General features: G+C 69.7%; 22 protein-coding genes. 12 read left to right on the top strand and 10 right to left on the bottom strand.

Annotation, left to right across the window (positions count from 1 at the left end; translation table 11 throughout):
* Positions 1-26 precede the first annotated feature (26 nt).
* The 5 genes from DAERI_RS17045 to DAERI_RS17025 all read right to left on the bottom strand — a co-directional run bounded on the left by DAERI_RS17045 (position 27) and on the right by DAERI_RS17025 (position 3,173).
* Positions 27-908, bottom strand: coding sequence for a TAXI family TRAP transporter solute-binding subunit (locus DAERI_RS17045; RefSeq protein ID WP_103130639.1), 882 nt, complete (start codon positions 906-908; stop codon positions 27-29).
* A 34-nt stretch (positions 909-942) separates the two neighbouring features.
* Positions 943-1,125 carry a hypothetical protein gene (locus DAERI_RS17040; protein ID WP_103130638.1) on the bottom strand — a complete coding sequence of 61 codons (183 nt, stop codon included), beginning with the start codon at positions 1,123-1,125 and terminating at the stop codon, positions 943-945.
* Positions 1,122-1,871: a hypothetical protein gene (locus DAERI_RS17035; RefSeq protein WP_103130637.1), complete on the bottom strand. Its 750-nt coding sequence runs from the start codon at positions 1,869-1,871 to the stop codon at positions 1,122-1,124. Before DAERI_RS17035 ends, DAERI_RS17040 begins: the two co-directional genes overlap by 4 nt.
* A 213-nt stretch (positions 1,872-2,084) precedes the next feature.
* Positions 2,085-2,762 carry an SRPBCC family protein gene (locus DAERI_RS17030; protein WP_103130636.1) on the bottom strand — a complete coding sequence of 226 codons (678 nt, stop codon included), beginning with the start codon at positions 2,760-2,762 and terminating at the stop codon, positions 2,085-2,087.
* A 102-nt stretch (positions 2,763-2,864) separates the two neighbouring features.
* The gene (locus DAERI_RS17025; RefSeq protein WP_103130635.1) at positions 2,865-3,173 is read right to left on the bottom strand and encodes a hypothetical protein; all 309 of its coding nucleotides are present in this window, start codon (positions 3,171-3,173) and stop codon (positions 2,865-2,867) included.
* Between the two features lie 108 nt (positions 3,174-3,281).
* On the opposite strand from DAERI_RS17025, the gene DAERI_RS17020 reads away from it, so the two are divergent.
* From DAERI_RS17020 to tmpR, 4 genes are read left to right on the top strand one after another with little or no spacing between them, the layout of a single operon-like run.
* Positions 3,282-4,223, top strand: coding sequence for a DMT family transporter (locus DAERI_RS17020; RefSeq protein WP_103130634.1), 942 nt, complete (start codon positions 3,282-3,284; stop codon positions 4,221-4,223).
* On the top strand, positions 4,220-5,701 hold the full coding sequence (locus tag DAERI_RS17015) for an ABC transporter permease subunit (protein ID WP_103130633.1): 1,482 nt from the start codon (positions 4,220-4,222) through the stop codon (positions 5,699-5,701). The genes DAERI_RS17020 and DAERI_RS17015 overlap by 4 nt, the downstream gene beginning before the upstream one ends.
* Positions 5,702-5,761: 60 nt before the next feature.
* Positions 5,762-6,172, top strand: coding sequence for an NUDIX domain-containing protein (locus DAERI_RS17010; RefSeq protein ID WP_103130632.1), 411 nt, complete (start codon positions 5,762-5,764; stop codon positions 6,170-6,172).
* On the top strand, positions 6,169-6,885 hold the full coding sequence (gene tmpR, locus DAERI_RS17005; protein WP_103130631.1) for a bifunctional dihydropteridine reductase/dihydrofolate reductase TmpR: 717 nt from the start codon (positions 6,169-6,171) through the stop codon (positions 6,883-6,885). The genes DAERI_RS17010 and tmpR overlap by 4 nt, the downstream gene beginning before the upstream one ends.
* Before the next feature lie 4 nt (positions 6,886-6,889).
* Here the strand turns inward: tmpR and DAERI_RS17000 are convergent, their stop codons facing one another.
* Positions 6,890-7,354, bottom strand: coding sequence for a YbaY family lipoprotein (locus tag DAERI_RS17000; RefSeq protein ID WP_103130630.1), 465 nt, complete (start codon positions 7,352-7,354; stop codon positions 6,890-6,892).
* Positions 7,355-7,470: 116 nt separating this feature from the next.
* Here DAERI_RS17000 and DAERI_RS16995 point away from each other — a divergent pair, with 116 nt between their 5' ends.
* Positions 7,471-8,142 (top strand): DNA-3-methyladenine glycosylase family protein, encoded by a 672-nt coding sequence (locus DAERI_RS16995; protein ID WP_103130663.1) that lies wholly within the window; start codon positions 7,471-7,473, stop codon positions 8,140-8,142.
* Position 8,143: 1 nt separating this feature from the next.
* Here the strand turns inward: DAERI_RS16995 and DAERI_RS16990 are convergent, their stop codons facing one another.
* Complete coding sequence (locus tag DAERI_RS16990) at positions 8,144-8,839, bottom strand: Crp/Fnr family transcriptional regulator (RefSeq protein ID WP_103130629.1); 696 nt, start codon at positions 8,837-8,839, stop codon at positions 8,144-8,146.
* 149 nt (positions 8,840-8,988) lie between these two features.
* Here DAERI_RS16990 and DAERI_RS16985 point away from each other — a divergent pair, with 149 nt between their 5' ends.
* Positions 8,989-10,827, top strand: coding sequence for an acyl-CoA dehydrogenase C-terminal domain-containing protein (locus DAERI_RS16985; RefSeq protein ID WP_103130628.1), 1,839 nt, complete (start codon positions 8,989-8,991; stop codon positions 10,825-10,827).
* A 48-nt stretch (positions 10,828-10,875) separates the two neighbouring features.
* Here DAERI_RS16985 and DAERI_RS16980 read toward each other — a convergent pair whose 3' ends face one another.
* A complete protein-coding gene (locus tag DAERI_RS16980; RefSeq protein ID WP_133162064.1) occupies positions 10,876-11,280 on the bottom strand; it encodes a DoxX family protein in 405 nt (134 codons plus the stop codon).
* 74 nt (positions 11,281-11,354) lie between these two features.
* Here DAERI_RS16980 and DAERI_RS16975 point away from each other — a divergent pair, with 74 nt between their 5' ends.
* The 4 genes from DAERI_RS16975 (at position 11,355) to DAERI_RS16960 (ending at position 13,566) form a co-directional block, all read left to right on the top strand.
* Positions 11,355-11,972, top strand: a complete 618-nt coding sequence (locus DAERI_RS16975; RefSeq protein WP_103130626.1) for a TetR/AcrR family transcriptional regulator — start codon at positions 11,355-11,357, stop codon at positions 11,970-11,972.
* A gap of 250 nt (positions 11,973-12,222) precedes the next feature.
* A complete protein-coding gene (locus tag DAERI_RS16970) occupies positions 12,223-12,606 on the top strand; it encodes an ArsR/SmtB family transcription factor (protein WP_103130625.1) in 384 nt (127 codons plus the stop codon).
* Positions 12,557-13,042: an SRPBCC family protein gene (locus tag DAERI_RS16965; protein ID WP_103130624.1), complete on the top strand. Its 486-nt coding sequence runs from the start codon at positions 12,557-12,559 to the stop codon at positions 13,040-13,042. The genes DAERI_RS16970 and DAERI_RS16965 overlap by 50 nt, the downstream gene beginning before the upstream one ends.
* Before the next feature lie 92 nt (positions 13,043-13,134).
* Positions 13,135-13,566, top strand: coding sequence for a hypothetical protein (locus tag DAERI_RS16960; RefSeq protein WP_103130623.1), 432 nt, complete (start codon positions 13,135-13,137; stop codon positions 13,564-13,566).
* A 41-nt stretch (positions 13,567-13,607) separates the two neighbouring features.
* On the opposite strand, the gene DAERI_RS16955 is transcribed toward DAERI_RS16960, so the two are convergent.
* Entirely contained in the window at positions 13,608-13,934 is a 327-nt protein-coding gene (locus DAERI_RS16955) for a hypothetical protein (protein WP_103130622.1), read from the bottom strand.
* Positions 13,931-14,563, bottom strand: coding sequence for a TetR/AcrR family transcriptional regulator (locus DAERI_RS16950; protein ID WP_165794256.1), 633 nt, complete (start codon positions 14,561-14,563; stop codon positions 13,931-13,933). The genes DAERI_RS16955 and DAERI_RS16950 overlap by 4 nt, the downstream gene beginning before the upstream one ends.
* A gap of 101 nt (positions 14,564-14,664) precedes the next feature.
* Between DAERI_RS16950 and DAERI_RS16945 the strand changes: the two genes are divergently transcribed.
* Both DAERI_RS16945 and DAERI_RS16940 read left to right on the top strand, forming a co-directional pair.
* Positions 14,665-15,750 (top strand): pyridoxal phosphate-dependent aminotransferase, encoded by a 1,086-nt coding sequence (locus DAERI_RS16945; RefSeq protein WP_103130620.1) that lies wholly within the window; start codon positions 14,665-14,667, stop codon positions 15,748-15,750.
* A 56-nt stretch (positions 15,751-15,806) separates the two neighbouring features.
* The gene (locus tag DAERI_RS16940; protein WP_103130619.1) at positions 15,807-16,109 is read left to right on the top strand and encodes a CxxCxxCC domain-containing protein; all 303 of its coding nucleotides are present in this window, start codon (positions 15,807-15,809) and stop codon (positions 16,107-16,109) included.
* Positions 16,110-16,312: the final 203 nt, after the last annotated feature.

Raw genomic sequence — 16,312 nt, 5'->3', positions numbered from 1 at the left:
GGCCTGAGCCCCGCTGTTCTTCGCCCTCACTTATAGCGCGGCCAGGGCCAGGTCTTGAAGTCCACGTCCTGCCACTTGGGATGCATCCCCTCGTCCTCCTGAAGGTTGACGAGGTGGCTCATGGCGCACTTCTGGTAACCCAGCAGGAGCTGCTTCCTCTCCGGCGTCTTGAAGTCGCGGGTGGCGAGGACGCTCTGCACGGCGATGGTGGGGACCGAGTTCGCGCTGAGGTTGGGGTAGAACAGCTTGGCGGGGGTGTAGATCGCGCTGAGCCTGGCGTTGGTCGGCACCGCGATCAGGTTCACGCCGCTGAGGTTCTTCACCCAGGTGGCGGGCTGGCCCACGACCGCGAGCACGGCGTCCACCTGCCCCGACTGGAGCGCCGCGAAGGCCGAGGGCTGGTCTTTGAGGCTGACAACCTGGAAGGGCACGCCGCTCATGGCGGTGAGGACCCGCGCCGTGATGAGGCTGCCGCCCCACGCTCCCACCCGCTTGTCCTTCAAGTCCGCGAAGGTCTGGATGCCCGTCGTCGTGGTCCGGCCCAGGATGTTCTTCTTGACAACGGGGGGCCGGGCGAAGAGGTGCAGTTCCTCGCGGTGCAGGGGGAGCAGCGCCTTGATGTTCTCCACCCGGGGGTCTTTGTCGATCTGCTGGCGCGCCTTGAGCACGTCCGACTGCACGAAGGCGAGCGAAACCTCGTTGCTCAGCAGCAGGTCGATGTTCTCCAACGACCCGCTGGTGCCGCGCTCGCGCAGGTACGCGTTCTGGGTGCAGACCAGGCCGATGTTCTTGAACATGGCGCTGTAGGTGCCCGTCGGGCTGCCCGTCGCCACATTCAGGAACGTGGGGGTGGCGGCCCCGGCGGCGCTCAGGGTCAGCAGCAGGGCGGTGAGGGGGACGTGTCTCATGGGGCCTCCGGTGGAGAAGGGGGGGAAGGGGGCATCACTTCAGCTCGCCGTAGCCGGGATCGTCGGAGGGGGTCGAGGTGCTGGGTGTCGCTGGGGTCGCTGTCGTCTGACCCGGCGAACTTGCCCCCAACGCCCCCCGCTGGTCGAGGTAGATCACGCCCCCGCAGATCAGCAGGATCAGGACGAGGAGTGTGCCCAGGACCCGCGCCCGCCTCACGCGGCGCCCCCGCCGGGCCGGGCGCTGCGTTCCCCGCTGGCGAGCGCCTGGTCGAGCAGCTCGGCGTTCCGCCCCGCCCGCCGCGCGATCTCGGAGAGGGCCGATTCCGTGACGTGGCGGTCCTCGGCGCTGAGGTTGGCCTGTTGAAGCGCCGAGGCGACGTTCCCCTTGGCCTGCGCGAGCTGGGTGTCGATCCGCGCCTTCTTGATCTGCCGGTCAAATTCCACGAGGTCGGCGCGCAGGTCTTCCAGGTGTGTCTGCGCGCGGGCGAAAGCGTCGCGGCTCACCTGGAGGTCATTCTCCCAGCGGGCGATGTCGGCGGCGTCCATCTCCTTCCGGTTCTGGTCGATCAGCCGGGCAAAGTCCGCGAGGTGCCCGTTTGCCTCGGCGAGCTGGCGCCCCTTGGCTGCAATCAGGTTCTCGAACTGCTGGCGCTGCACGATCAAGGTTTCCAGCGGCAGCGCGCGGGCGACCTCCTCCTTGGCCCGCACCCGCCCGGCATTCAGCGCGAGCAGCAGGGCGGGCATCAGGAAGATCACGGCGAGCACCGCCACGATCAGGGCCGCCACCGTGACCGTCGTGAGCGCCACGCCCGCCACCGCGACCGCCGCGCCCGCCAGCGCCGCGAGGGCCAGCACGGCGCCCCCGGTGTAGAGCGCGATTCGCCCCGGTGTCACCCGGGTGGGCGCGAGGTCCCCGGCGGGCCGGGTGGCGATCACCGTCTCCTGGCGGACAGGCTTGCTCATGCTTCCTTATACGCCGGAAGAGGGTGGGGGGTTGCCATTGCGGGGAGCGCGTGGGGTGAGCTGAGACCCGGGGACGGACGAACAAGGCCCTCCACTCGATGCTCTGCTCTTGGAGAAGGCGTTTTGATCCCTCTCCTGGGGTAAGGCGTGGTGCGGGGCAACAGAAAGGAGGCGGCAGCCCGTTGGCCACCGCCTCCTCTATGTCCCTGTGCTTCAGGCCTGGGGATTCGCTCCCTCGAAGGTCTGCTTGAACTTCTGGAGGTCGTCGGCGATCTGCTGGCTGGGCTCCTCGCCGAACAGCTTGGCGACCGCCGCGCCGAGTGCCCCGGCGGGCGGGCGGTACGAGAGGGCCACGTGAACGCGGGTGCCGCCGTTCGGCAGGCTCTCGAACTGCACGCTGCCCGCGTTGTCCACCGTCGCGCCGGGCAGTGAGTGCCAGCCGATGCGCTCGCCGGGCTTGTCGTTCACGATCTCGGCCTCCCACTCGACGTGGGTGCCCAGCGGCGCCTTGGCGACCCAGCGGCTGCGGCGCTCGTCGAGGATGGTCACGTTCTCGAGGTGGCTCATGATGCGCGGCAGGTTCTCGAAGTTGCGCCAGTAGGTGTACACCTGCTGGGCCGGGCGATCGATGACCACGCTGTGTTCGACGAAGATCGGTTTGGCCGCCGCCGCGTTGCCGCTCAGGCCCGCCGCCGACATCACCGGGTCGTTGCCGGTGGCTGCGCGGTAGGCGAGGTAGCCGCCCACAGCGGCCATGCTCAGCCCCAGGAAGCCGCGGCGCCGCAGGCCCAGCAGGAGCAGCGCGCCCCCCGCCGCCCCGCTGATCAGGCGGCCCTGGTCCATGCTGTTGCCCGTTTCCTTGCTGTTCGAATTGTCCATGTTCGCGCTCATAGCTGGTCTCCTCCGCTCCCGGCAGTCTAGGGGCCGCTCTTCGCGGGCCGGGTGAATCCTTCCCCAACCCACATTTAAGGTGAAATTGAGGGGGCGGGCAGTTCAGCGCTCCGCGTTGCGGTCGTCGCCGCTCGCCCCGATGATGTCCGAGTCCTCGCCCTGGCCCGTGGGGTCGAGCATCCCGCTGTTGTCCATCTGCCGGGCGGGGTCGCTCTGCCCGTTCTCGCCCGACCCCAGGCCGCGGGACTCGGTGTGGCGGTCATGGATGTCGCCCGTCGCCTGGCGGTCGGCGCCGCTCTCGCCGCCCTGCATGTCGGGGTCGAGGTTGGTATTCGCGTCGGGCGTATCCCCCGTGGCGCCCATATAGGACGCGCCGGTCTGGGGAGCGTCGCCGCGTTTGCTGTCGTCCATGCGGGAAACCTCCTGTCGTTGCTCCTCATGCTTCCGCTTGTCTCTGGCCGGGCGGATGTGTCCGCCTTGACCCCCCCCTCATGCACGGGCCGCGCTAGGCTGGCGGGCGTGACTCGGCCCCGCTCCCCCTCCCGCGCCCCCGGAGAAGGCTCCCCGACCTCGCGCGCGCCGCAGGTCGGCCGCCTCGACCCCCTGTCGCTGGGGGCAATCGGGGTCACCATCCTGTTCTGGGCGTCGGCCTTCGCGGGGATCCGGGCGGGGCTGGAGGCTTTCTCGCCGGGGCATCTCACCCTGTACCGCTTCCTGGTGGCGAGCGTGGCGCTGGGGGTGTACGCGGTGGTCGCCCGCATCCCCCTGCCGTCCCTGCCCGACCTGGGGCGAATCGGGCTGCTGAGCTTTTCCGGGATCACCCTGTACCACGTCTGCCTGAATTACGGCGAGCTGACGGTGCCCGCCGGAACCGCCAGCCTGATCATCGCCGCCGGGCCGGTCATCACGGCGCTCCTCGCCACGCGCTTCGCCGGGGAGCGGCTGAACGCGCTGGGCTGGCTGGGGACGCTGATCAGCCTGGCGGGCGTCGCCCTGATCGTGCTGGGGCGCGGCGAGAGCCTGGACTTCACCCGGGGGGCGCTGCTGATCCTGGCCGCCGCCCTCTTCACCAGCCTGTACTTCGTCTTTCAAAAGCCCCTATTGAAGAGGATCAATCCCCTGCACTTCACGGTTTGGAGCCTGCTGACGGGCACGCTGCCGCTGCTCGTCTTCCTGCCGGGCTTTGGGGCGCAGCTCGCCCACGCGCCGCTGCCCGCGCACCTCGCCGTGATCTACATCGGGCTGTTTCCGGCGGCGCTGGCCTACCTGACCTGGACCTTCGCCCTGTCGCGGGTGGGGGCGGGAACCACGACCTCCTTCCTGTACGTGAGCCCAGTCCTCGCCATCCTGATCGCGTGGGTGTGGCTGGGGGAGTTGCCCAAGGTTCTGTCGCTGGTGGGCGGGGCGGTGGCGATTGCGGGCGTCATCCTGGTGAACACGCGGGGAAGGCCCCCGGCATGAACGCGCCCGGGGACGCCGACATCGCCATCCGGCTCACGGACGTGACCGTGCGCCTGGGCGGTCAAACCGTGCTGGAGGACGTGAACCTCACCGTGCCGCACGGCGAGTTCCTGGCGGTGATCGGCCCCTCGGGCGGCGGGAAAAGCACGCTGCTGCGGGTGATTGCGGGGCTCTTGCGCCCGCAATCGGGCACGGTGGAGGTCGCCACGCCGCCCGCGCTGATGTTCCAGGATGACCGGTTGCTCCCCTGGCGCACGGCGCTGCGGAACGTCGCGCTCCCGCAGGACCTGGGGGCGGGGGGCGGTTTGGAGCCCCGCGAGGCCCTCCACCTTGTCGGCATGGACGCCTACGCGGACTACGCCCCCGCCCAGCTCTCGGGCGGGATGCGGGCACGGGTGGCGCTGGCCCGCGCCCTCGCTCAGAGCGGCGACGTGCTGCTCCTCGACGAGCCCTTCGCGGCGCTGGACGCCCTGGTGCGCGAGCGCTTCAATGCCGAGCTGCGCCACCTGCACGAGAAGACGGGGCGCACGACCGTCCTCGTCACCCACTCCATCCGCGAGGCGGTGTGGCTGGGGGACCGGGTGGCCGTGCTGCGGGGCGGGCGCATCGTGGACGTGCTCGACACGCGCGGCGAGGGCCGGGTCACCGCCTACACGGACGGCCTGGAGGCCCGGCTGCGCGACCTGCTGGGGACGGGGGACAGCACCCGGCTGGAGGTGGAGCCGCGCGGCCGCTTTCGGCTCGGCTCGCTCGCCCCCGCCGCCGCCCTCCTGGCGGGGCTGCTGCTGTGGGAGGTCGCGGCCCGCCTGCTGAACCAGCCGTTCCTGCTGCCCACCCCCGCGCGGGTCTGGGCGGAGTTGAGCCGCACCCCCGGGGAATTCCTCACCTTCACCTGGGACACGGCGCGGATCGCGCTGCTGGGCGCCCTGCTCGGTTCGCTGGCGGGGGCGGTGATCGGGTATCCGCTGGCGAAGTCCCGCGCGCTCGAACGCCTGCTGAGCCCCTTTGTCGTCGCGTCGCAGAGCGCGCCCATCGTGGTGCTGGCGCCGCTGCTGATCACCTGGTTCGGCTTCGGCACCGTGCCCGCCGTGCTCGTCAGCGCCCTGAGCGCCCTGTACCCCGTCATGGTCGCCACCATCGTCGGCGTGCGCGAGGTGCGGCCCACCGACCACGAACTCTTCTCCACCCTGCGCGCTGGCCCCTGGCAGCGGCTGACCCGGCTGGAACTGCCCTCGGCCCTGCCCGTGATGCTGGGGGGCCTGCGGCTGGCCCTCTCGCTCGCCCTGATCGGCGCGGTCGTGTGGGAGTTCGTGAGCAACGCGCCGGGGCTGGGCTTCGCCGTGAACCAGGCGCGGGCCTACTACAACACGCCCCGCCAGTTCGCGGCCATCGCCCTGCTGATCCTCCTGGGCGTGGCGCTCTACCTGATCGTCACGACCCTCGAGCGGCGGGTGCTGCGCCAGCGGCGGAGGGTGTAGCCCCCGGCTTTGTCGCTTCTCCTGCGTCCCGTTCCCCGCGCACCGCTTACCCTGCTCCCCATGGAAAGACCCGTCGTCTGCGTGGGGGCCCTGGTGTGGGGGCCGGACAACCGTGTGCTGCTCGCCCGCACGACGAAGTGGCGCGGGTTGTGGGGCGTCCCCGGCGGCAAGGTGGACTGGGGCGAGACGCTGGAACAGGCCGTGGTGCGCGAGTTCCGCGAGGAGACCGGGTTGAGCCTGCGCGACGTGCGCTATGCCCAAACGCAGGAGGCCGTGCTGAGCCCCGAGTTCCACAAGCCCGCCCACATGGTGCTGGTGGACTTCCTCGCCCGGACGGACACGCCGGAGGTCACGCCGAACGAGGAGATCGAGGCGTGGGCGTGGGTGCCGCTGGGGGAGGCTTCCACCTACCCGCTCAATACCTTCACCCGGACCCTGGTGGACCTCGCCCTGAGCCGGGGGGAGGCGTGAGGGGCACCGCCCTCGTCACCGGCTCGGCGCGGGGCATCGGGCGGGCGCTGGCGGTCGCGCTCGCGGGCGAGGGGTACGCGGTCGCCGTCCACTACCGGGGCAGCGGGGCGGACGCGCGGGAGACGGCGCGGCTCTGCGAGGAGCGGGGGGTGCGGGCGACCGTCCTCCGGGCCGACCTCACCGACCCCGACCAGGCGCGGCGGCTCGTCCGGGAGGCCCACGAGGCGTTCCCGGATTCGCCCCTCGCCGTCCTCATCAACAACGTCGGCAACTATGTTCATAAGCCCCTCCTGGAGACGACGGACGCCGAGTGGGCCGACATGCTCGCCTCCAACCTCACCGCGACCTTCGCCACCTGCCAGGCGGCGGCGCCCCTGATGCGGGAGGCGGGCTTCGGTCGCATCGTGAACCTGGGCTACGCGGGAGCGCGGCACCTGATCGCCCGGCCCGGCATCGTGCCCTACGTGGTCGCTAAAACGGGCGTCCTGCACCTCTCGCACGCGCTCGCCAAGGTCCTCGCGGGCACGGGCGTCAGCGTGAACGTGGTGTCCCCGGGCGTCATCGAAACGTCGGTGAGCCAGCCCCTGCGCGAGATTCCCGCCGGGCGGGTCGGCACGGTGGCGGAACTCGTGGACGCGGCCCTGTACTTCGTGCGGGCGAGCGACTACGTGACGGGGCAGGAACTGGAGGTGGCGGGGGGGTGGAACCTGTGAGGGCTCAGCGGACGGGCACCACCCGCAGGTTCAGCACCGCGTTGCGCCCGCCCGGGAGTTCCTGGCGGGTGTCGCTCGTGTACAGCAGGCGGCCGTCCGGCCCGCGAACCTGGGTCCGCACGGCGTACGTGCGGCGGGGATTCAGGCGCACCGGATTGAACTGAATCTGGTACGGCGTCGAGAGGCGGCTCACGGGGAAGCTCACCCGCAGCAGGGTGGTACTCGGGGCGTCTGCCAGGGTCACGTCCTCCAGGCTGATCGTGACGGTGCTTCCGGCGGGCAGGCGAACCTCACGGGGGGCCTGGATGCGGCCACTCACCACGCGCCACCCCGCGGGCACGTCCGAGAGGTCGGGCGCGGTGGCCGGGGTCGCCGGAGCGGGGGGCGGGGCGGGCCGGGTGATGCGAATCTGCGCCAACGCGGGCGCGGCGAGGAGGGCGGCCAGCAGCACGGCAAGGAAACGCTTCATGCCCCCACGCTAAGGCGGTCGCCCATCAGGTGCGAGGGGCGCGGGCTGAAGTTTCTTCACGTTCCTCCGCCGAGTGGCTCATGCGCCCGGGGCGGGTGGTGCGCTTGAGTGGTCGGGTGTTCCCCACCCCTCCCCTGACCGACCATGCCGGGGCGCTCGCCTGGCTCTCCCGCGACCCCACACTTGCCGAGGTGCTGGCGCGCGTCGGCCCGCTGCCCGTACTCGCCCCCACACCGGACCCCTTCGGCACCCTGGTGCGGAGTGTGGGCGGCCAGCAGCTCTCCGTCCGGGCGGCGGCCAGTATCCACGCCCGGCTGGAGGCGGCGCTGGGCGGCATCACCCCCGAGAATCTGCTGCGAGTCACGCCGGACGAGCTGCGCGCCACGGGCCTCTCCTGGGCCAAGGTCCGCACCGTGCGGGCGCTGGCGGACGCGGCGTTAGATGGCCGGGTGGACTTCGCCCACCTCGCGGCCCTGCCCGACGAGGCGGTGATTGCGGCCCTCATCCCCCTGCCGGGGATCGGGCGCTGGACGGTCGAGATGTTCCTGATCTTCGGCCTCTCCCGCCCCGACGTGTTCAGCTTCGGCGACCTCGTGCTGCGGCAGGAGGTGGCGCGGCTGTATCCAGAAGCATCACCTGAGGAGGCGCAGGCCGCCGTCCGGGCCTGGTCCCCCTACCGAACGCTCGCCGCGCGTTACCTCTGGGCGGAGGTCGCGCGGCGGCGGCTGGCGGCGAAGATGGGAAAGGACGACCCGGCCCCCGTGCTGGCCGGGACAGACCCGCTGTAGCCTACTCTTCCTCCTCCAGGAAGCGGCGCAGCCCCTTGGGGTTGAGGATCATCGGGGTGCGCGCGCGCACGATGGCTCCCTCCTGCTTCAGCTTCCCGAGCGAGTGGCTCACCGTCTCGCGGGTGGCGCCCACCATCCGGGCGATGTCCTCCTGGTTGAGCTTGAGGGCCAGTTCCACCCCCTGCGCGTGGGGCCGCCCGAACTCGTTGGCGAGGCGGTAGAGCAGGCTAGCGACCCGCTCGGGAGCGGAGTAGGCACTCACCGCCGCCGTCCACGATTGCGCCTCGAACAGCCGCGCGGCCATCAGGCGGATCAGCTTCATGGCGAGGGCGGGCTTGGTGTCCAGCAGCTTTTGCAGCTCGTGGCGCGGGAGCACGATCAGGGTGGTGCGCTCCAGCGCCTCGGCCTGGGTGGGGCGGCGCTCCTCGGGTTGCAGCAGCAGTTCGCCGAAGGTGTCGTGCTGGCCGATCACCCCGAGAATGGCTTCCTTGCCGTTGGGAAAGAGCTTGCTGATCTTGACCAGCCCGCTGCGCACGAAGTAGAGGGCGTCCGCCGGGTCGTCCATGCGGTAGATGACTTCTCCCGGCCCATAGGAACGGTAGGGGGTGGACGCGGCCACACGTTCCAGTTCGGTCAGCTCAAGGTCCGCGAACAACTCGGTACGCTTGAGGTGCCAGACCAGGCTTGGGTAGTTCATGTTCCCGGCCAGAATACCCGAAGAGCTGTGAGGGAGCGGTACGGTGTGACGCAGCACACGTGACTTTAGGTCGGTTAACGTTTTAGACTGAGTACAAGAGAAAAGTGAGAGGTGCCCTTCTTCGGGGTGCCCCCAGGAGGAGACCAGACATGCCCCAGTACAAAGCCCCCCTGCGCGACATCAAGTTCCTGATGCACGAGTTGCTCCAGGCCCCCCAGATGCTCGCCGGGCTGCCCTTCTACGCCGAGAACGAGACCGCTGACCCCGACCTCATCGCCCAGGTGCTCGAGGAGGGCGCCCGCTTCGTCGAGACCGAACTCGTGCCCCTCAACCGCGTGGGCGACGAGGAGGGCTGCGTTCGGCACGAGGACGGCAGTGTCACCACCCCCACCGGCTTCAAGGCCGCGTACAAGAAGTACCGCGAGGCGGGCTGGACGGCCCTCGATGCCGACCCCACCTACGGCGGCCAGGGCCTGCCGCACCTCGTCTCCAACGTGATGGTCGAGATGATCAACTCGGCGAACGTCGCGTGGTCCATGTACCCCGGCCTCTCGCACGGGGCGTACTCGGCCCTGCACGCCGTTGGCAGCGAGGAATTGAAGAACCTCTACCTGCCCAAGCTCGTCTCGGGCGAGTGGACCGGCACGATGTGCCTCACCGAGCCGCACGCGGGCACCGACCTGGGCATCATCCGCACCAAGGCGACCGACAACGGCGACGGCTCCTACAGCATCACGGGCACCAAGATCTTCATCAGCGCGGGCGAACACGACCTGGCCGAGAACATCCTGCACCTCGTCCTGGCGCGGCTGGAGGGCAGCCCGCAGGGCACGAAGGGCATCTCGCTCTTCCTGGTGCCCAAGTTCCTGCCGAACGCGGACGGCACGCCCGGCGAGCGCAACGGCGTCATGTGCGGCTCCATCGAGCACAAGATGGGCATTCACGGCAACGCGACCGCTGTGCTGAACTTCGACGGCGCGAGGGGCTTCCTCGTCGGCGAGATCAACAAGGGCATGAACCACATGTTCATCATGATGAACGCCGCCCGGTTGGGCACCGGCCTCCAGGGCCTCGCGCTCGGTGAGGTCGCGTACCAGAACGCCCTCGCCTACGCCAAGGACCGCGTGCAGATGCGCCACGAGCCCCGCGTGAAGCCGCAGGACGTGGCCGACCCCATCATCGTTCACCCCGACGTGCGCCGCATGCTGCTGACGGGCAAGGCGTACACCGAGGCGGGCCGGGCGCTGGCGATGTGGCTCGCGCTGAGCATCGACATCGAGCACCACCACCCCGACGAGGCCAAGCGCAAGGAGGCCGCCGACCTCGTGGCGCTCCTCACGCCGGTCGCCAAGGCCTTCATGACCGACAACGGCTTCAATGTCGCCGTCCAGAGCCAGCAGGTCTTCGGCGGGCACGGCTACATCCGCGAGTGGGGCATGGAGCAGTTCGTCCGCGACGCCCGCATCGCCCAGATCTACGAGGGCACGAACGGCATCCAGTCGCTCGACCTGCTGGGCCGCAAGGTCCTGATGGACGGCGGCAAGAAGCTCCAGAAGCTCGCTGGAATGCTCCAGGAGTTCGTCGAGGAGAACGCCGAGGACGAGAACCTGGCGCCGTACCTCGACGCGCTGGGCAAGGCCGCGAACCAGCTCGGCACGCTGACGATGGTGATCGGCCAGAAGGCGATGCAGGGGCCGGAAGGCGCCGACGAGGTGAACGCCGCCGCCGTGGACTACCTGCGCTACTTCGGCCATGTGGTGTACGGCTACCTGTGGGCGCGCATGGCGAAGATCGCCCAGGAAAAGGTGGACGCCGGGCAGGACGTGAGCGGCTTCTACCTCGCCAAGGTGCAGACCGCCCGCTTCTACTTCACCAAGCTCTTCCCCGAGACGAAGACCCTCGCCGCGACCATCAAGGCCGGAAACGAGCCCCTCGCCGTGGACGACCGCGCGGTGTTCGGCTTCGAGCCTGCGCTCGTCGGGGCGTAAGCGCAGCCAGGTTCGGGCGCCCTCACCCGCGGGTGGGGGTGCCTCCTTTTACTGCCCCAGCAATTCCCCACCCCGCACGACCACCACAGTCAACGAGGCGATCAGCAGCACGACGTTCGTGACCCGGTTCCACGCCTCCCGCCGGGCGACCTCCGGGCTGGGGGCGCGGCGCATCAACCCGGTGTGGACGCCGAAGGCCAGGACCATGATGACCGCGAAGCCCAGCGCGGCGAGCGGCGTGAGCCACGGCGCGATCCCCGTCCACCACGGCAGGGTGAGGCCCAGGGCGCCCAGCAGCTCGCTGATGCCGATGAAGCGAATGGTGGGCAATTCCAGGTCGGTCATGCCGGACTGCCCGGTCTGAAGGAGGCGGGCCTTGGACATCCGGCTCTTCGCCAGACCGGAGAGCAGCATCACCAACGCCAAGACGATCTGAAGCGCTGATACAACCACGAGCACGACCTCCTGGAACGAGAGCCCGAACCTACCAAATAGTAGGTTACTGGTTAGTAGCTTAGCATGAGGAGGTGGGTGACAAGCGCAGATTGAAGCGGAACGAGCGCCGTTCCCTGATCCTCCAGAGCGCCACCGACCTCTTCGCCGCGTCCGGTTACTACGGCGTGAGCCTGGACCAGATCGCGGCGCGGGCGGGCGTCTCGAAACCCGTGCTGTACGATCACTTTTCTTCCAAGGAGAACCTCTTCGCGGAGGTGATGACGGTGATTCGGGCCGAGCTGCTGGAGGTGGGGCAGCAGGCCCTGGTCGCGGAAGGCGATGTGGAGGAGCGGCTGCGCGCGGCCCTGCGGGCCTTTTTCACCTATGTCGGGAGCCACCCGCAGGCGATGCGGGTCCTGCTGGTGACGCCGCGCGGGGAGCCCGCCCTGGAGGTCCTGGCCGCCTCCATTCAGGAGGAGGTGACGACTGCCCTGCTGGCCCTGCTCCTTCCCCTGCTGCCGCAGGCGCCCGGCGCGGCGGAGATGCGGCGGCTGCGCCTCCAGATGGAGTTCGTCAAGCAGGGCATCCACGGGCTGGCCGAGTGGTGGCCCTCGCAACCCGGGATGAGTGGGGAGGAACTCACCGAGGCCGTTCTGCGCGTGATCTGGCCGGGCCTGATCGGGGCGCTGAAGTCCTCCGGGGCCGCGTGACCCCGTGCCATCAGCCTCACCGCTGCGCGTGAAGGTTCGGGATCGGGCGTGTTCCCGCAGGCCCGGGCTCGTGACCGGGGGCGTGCTTTCGGGTTCCTGAACCGAGTGGGGAGGCCTGCACCACAAGGTGTGGCTTGTGCCGAAGGACAGGCCTCTTCTGCCGGCCTGCCTGGAACGGGGTGCCAGCGCTACGGTCTCCAACAGGGAGCCTCCCTCTTGATATATTCCAATATAGGTATATAATAGTCCCATGGCACGGGCGGCGACGACCACGGATGCGTTCAATGCGGTGGCGGAGCCCCGGCGGCGGGAGATTCTGGATCTCCTCGCCACGGGGGAGCGCAGCGTGAACGATCTGGTGCGGCTGCTCGGTCTGGCGCAGCCCCAGGTGTCCAAGCACCTGCGGGTGCTGCGCGAAGTCGGCGCGGTGGGCGTGCGGGACGACGGACGGCAGCGGCTCTACCGCCTCAACGGCCAGGCGCTCAGGCCCATCCACGACTGGGTGAGCCAGTACGAGCGAACGTGGTCCGCGCGGTTTGAGCGGCTGGACAGCGTGCTGGAAGAACTCCAGCAGGAGGAACGAGATGGTGGTACAGGCGAGCAAGGCCGCGACCGTGACGCTCCCCGGCGATAAGCAGATCCTGATGACCCGCGAGTTCGCTGCGCCCAGGCACCTCGTCTACCGCGCCTTTACCACCCCCGACCTCGTCAAACGTTGGTGGGGCGCCGACCTGGGTGAGGTGACGGTGGCCGAGATCGACCTGCGGGTGGGCGGCGCCTGGCGCTACGTGATGGTGCCGAACGGCGGCCCCGAGGTCGGCTTCCACGGTGAATACCGCGAGATCGTGCCCAACGAGCGGATCGTCTCCACGGAGGTCTACGAGGGCATGCCGGACGGGGAGGCGCTGAACACCGTCACTTTTACCGAGGAGAACGGCCGGACGACCCTCACCATCCTGGTGCAGCACCGGAGCCAGGCGGACCGCGACGCCCACCTGAACTCGGGGATGGAGGCGGGGATGCAGCGGGCGCTGGACCTGCTGGAGCAGGTGGCCGTCTCGCTGGGCTGAACGTGGGCTTGCGTGGCGCAACGGAGTACACACTCACCGGGCCGAACTCCCGCGTGGCTCAGTGTCCACCCCTTTCAGACAGGAGGAACAGCATGTCCGCCGAACCGCTGACACCCAATCCCGACCTCAGGAGTCTTGACCGGCTGGTCGGCACCTGGCAGGTCTTCGGGGACGCGACGGGCGAGGTCCGGTACGAGTGGCTGCAAGGCGGCTTCTTCCTGATGCAGCACTTCGACCTCATGCATGACGGCAGGCCCATCCGCGGGATCGAGATCATCGGCCACCTGTATCCCTTCGGGGGCGAGCCGTCTGCGGACATCCACACGCGCGTCTACAGCTACACCGATGGGATGACGCTCGACTACGTCTACGAGCTGGAGGGCGACACGCTCACCATCTGGGCCGGAGTCAGGGACTCCCCGAGTTTCTACCGGGGAACGTTCAGCGAGGATGGCCGGACGGTGACGGGCGGCTGGCAGTGGCCCGGCGGCGGGTACACGGCCGACATGACGAGGCGGGATTGAGCGGAGGGGAGTGAGGCCCACCGTAGCGTGCGCGCTCGGCTTCAGCTCCCCTCCGGTGCGTCTTCTATCCCCGCCTCAGCGTTGCCCTCCGCCCCCGCCTCCACCACAGTCAGCGAGCGCAGGGTGGCCCCCTGGTGCCAGCCGTACTGGGGGTCTTTCAGCCCCAGCGCTTCGGCGACGGCGCGGGCGGTGCCCTGGTCCGGCTCGCCGTCCAGGCAGAACAGCAGGAACTTGCGCCCGCCGGGACCGATGCGGATGAACAGGTCCTCGCCCAGTTCGAGCTGCTGGGTGCGGTCCAGCTTCGCGGCGCGGCCCTGGGCGTACCGCAGCGCGTCGCGGATGCGGACCGTGACGGTGGGGTGGCTCATGCCGGGTCCGGTGCCCGCAGGCCAACCAGCAACATGTCGGCGTACCGTTCGGCCACGTCGCGCGGGGTGAGGGGGCCGCCCGGGCGATACCAGGTGTAGGTCCAGTTCACGGCGGACAGGATCAGGTTGGCGGTCATCTTCACGTCCAGGTCGGGGCGGAACAGGCCCTCGCCCATCCCCTGGGCCACGAGGTCGCGGTAGAAGGCGTCGATGGTGTCGCGCCAGCTCGTCACGTGGGCGTAGGCGGCGGGCGAGAGGTGCTTCCACTCGTGGAAGAACACGGTCGCGCTCTCCATGTTGTCGGCCACCACCCGGATGTGCCGCTCCATCGCCTCGCGCAGCTTTTGGTCGGCGGGCATCGCCTCGCCCCGCAGCGGGAGGAGGGCCGCGTCGAACTGCCGCGCCGCCTGCTGCACGATCTCGACGAGCAGGTCCTCCTTGCCGCTGATGTGCGCGTACAAGCTGCCCCCCTGCATCCCGAGCTGCCCAGCCAGGTCGCGCATGCTGGTCGCGTGGTAGCCGCGCTCGGAGAAGAGGCGGCCCGCGACCTCGTGAATCTGCTCGCGCCGGTTCCGGGCGGGGGAGTCGGCGGGCGGCATCTCGGGGGTGGGGGCAGGACGGTCCGTCATGGGCGGCTGTGAGGGTAGGCTAGCACGCGAACAAGCGAACGCCCGTTTGGGATGCGTGGACAGCCCACCCGGGGCGCGTGGCGGGTGGTAGAACGGTCGGCATGACCTCCCGGCCTCCTGTGACGAATCCCGCCGAGCCCGCCGGGGTGCGCCCCGCCGTCCGCTCGGTGCCCGCGTACCCCTTCACGCCCATCGACGCCCCCATCAAGCTCGACCAGAACGAGAGCGCCTACGACTTCCCGGCGGACCTCAAGGTGGTGGCGACGGGGCGGATGCTGGCCCGTCCCTGGAACCGCTATCCCGACCTCCACGCCGACACTCTGAAGGAACGGGTCGCCGCCTTCGAGGGCTGGGACCCGGCGGGCGTGGTCCTCACGCCGGGCAGCAACGTCCTCATCAAGCTGCTCACCGAGCTGGCGGGGATCGGGCAGACCGTGCTGACGGTGAGCCCCACCTTCAGCGTGTACACCCTGGAGGCGCGGCTGCTGGACGCCCGGCTGGTGCAGGTGCCGCTGAACCCTGACTTCTCGCTGCCGGTGGGGGCACTCAAGGCCGCCCTGCGGGAGAACCGCCCCGGCGTGCTCTACGTGACCCAGCCCCATGCCCCGACCGGCTTCGTGGACGCGGAGGCTGCGGTGCGCGAGGTCGTGGAGGCCGCCGAAGGCTGGGTCGTCGTCCTCGACGAGGCGTACCACCAGTTCAGCGGCACCGATTACCGGAACCTTGTGCGGGCGGGGGAGAACCGCCTCAGCCTGCGGACCTTCAGCAAGGCGTGGGGGCTGGCGGGCGTGCGGCTGGGGTACGCGCTGGGCAGCATCGCCCTCGCCACCCAGCTTCAGAAGCTCGTTCCCGCCTTCAACGTCGGTACTCTTGCCCAGGCCGCGCTGGAGGTGGCGCTGGAAAACCCTGGGTACGTGGCCGAGCGCGCGGCAGAGGTCGTGCGCGAGCGGGAGCGGGTCATCGCCGCCCTCGCGGATCACCCCGTCTGGACGGTTCACCCCAGCCGGGCGAACTTCTACCTGATCCGCACGCCGGACGCGGAGGCCGCCTATCGCCACCTGCTGAGCCGCGGCATCGTGGTGCGCCGCCAAGACCGGCTCCCCATGTTGGAGGGTTGCCTGCGCGTCGCCGTGGGCACCCCCGCCGAGAACGATGCGCTGATCGCCGCGGCCCGCGAGTTCAGGTAGAGGACCGGGTTACACCGGGCGCGGGCCAGAGGCGCTACGGTCTTCCTGATCCGCCCATGGACCCCTTCGCCGCGCCCCCCGACTTCCCGCCCCGCTCCCCACTCGTGCGCGAGTGTACGGCGTGCGGGGCGTGCTGCTCGGCCCCCGATATTCACGCGCTGGGGAAGCCGCTGGGCGTGCCGTGCGTCCATCTGGGTAGAGACTGCCTGTGCGCCGTCTACATGACCCGGCCCGCCGTCTGCCGCAACTACCAGCCCGACTGGGTATGCGGGGAAGTGGCGCCCTTGCCCTCACTGGAGGCCCGGGTCCAGCGGTTCCTCGAGATTTACGGGTTGGAGGAGGAGGCTTACGGGACTTAGCGACTATGTGAGACGGTTGCTGACGGACAGGGATGTACGGGCTGGAAAGTTGAGGATCGGGAGGGGACGCCAGGGCCCTCTGGGGCCGGGCAATAGGGCGATCTGTGCTCGCCACCCCCTCCCAACCTCCCCCGCAGGGGGGAGGAGCCAATGGCGCCAAAGCTTTAGCTTTTTCAAAACCGTCTATGGTGGACGGACGATCC

Source organism: Deinococcus aerius, assembly GCF_002897375.1.
Classification (GTDB): Bacteria; Deinococcota; Deinococci; order Deinococcales; family Deinococcaceae; genus Deinococcus; species Deinococcus aerius.
The sequence above is the reverse complement of the archived record's forward strand: the minus strand, read 5'-3'. Positions and strand labels throughout refer to the sequence as shown.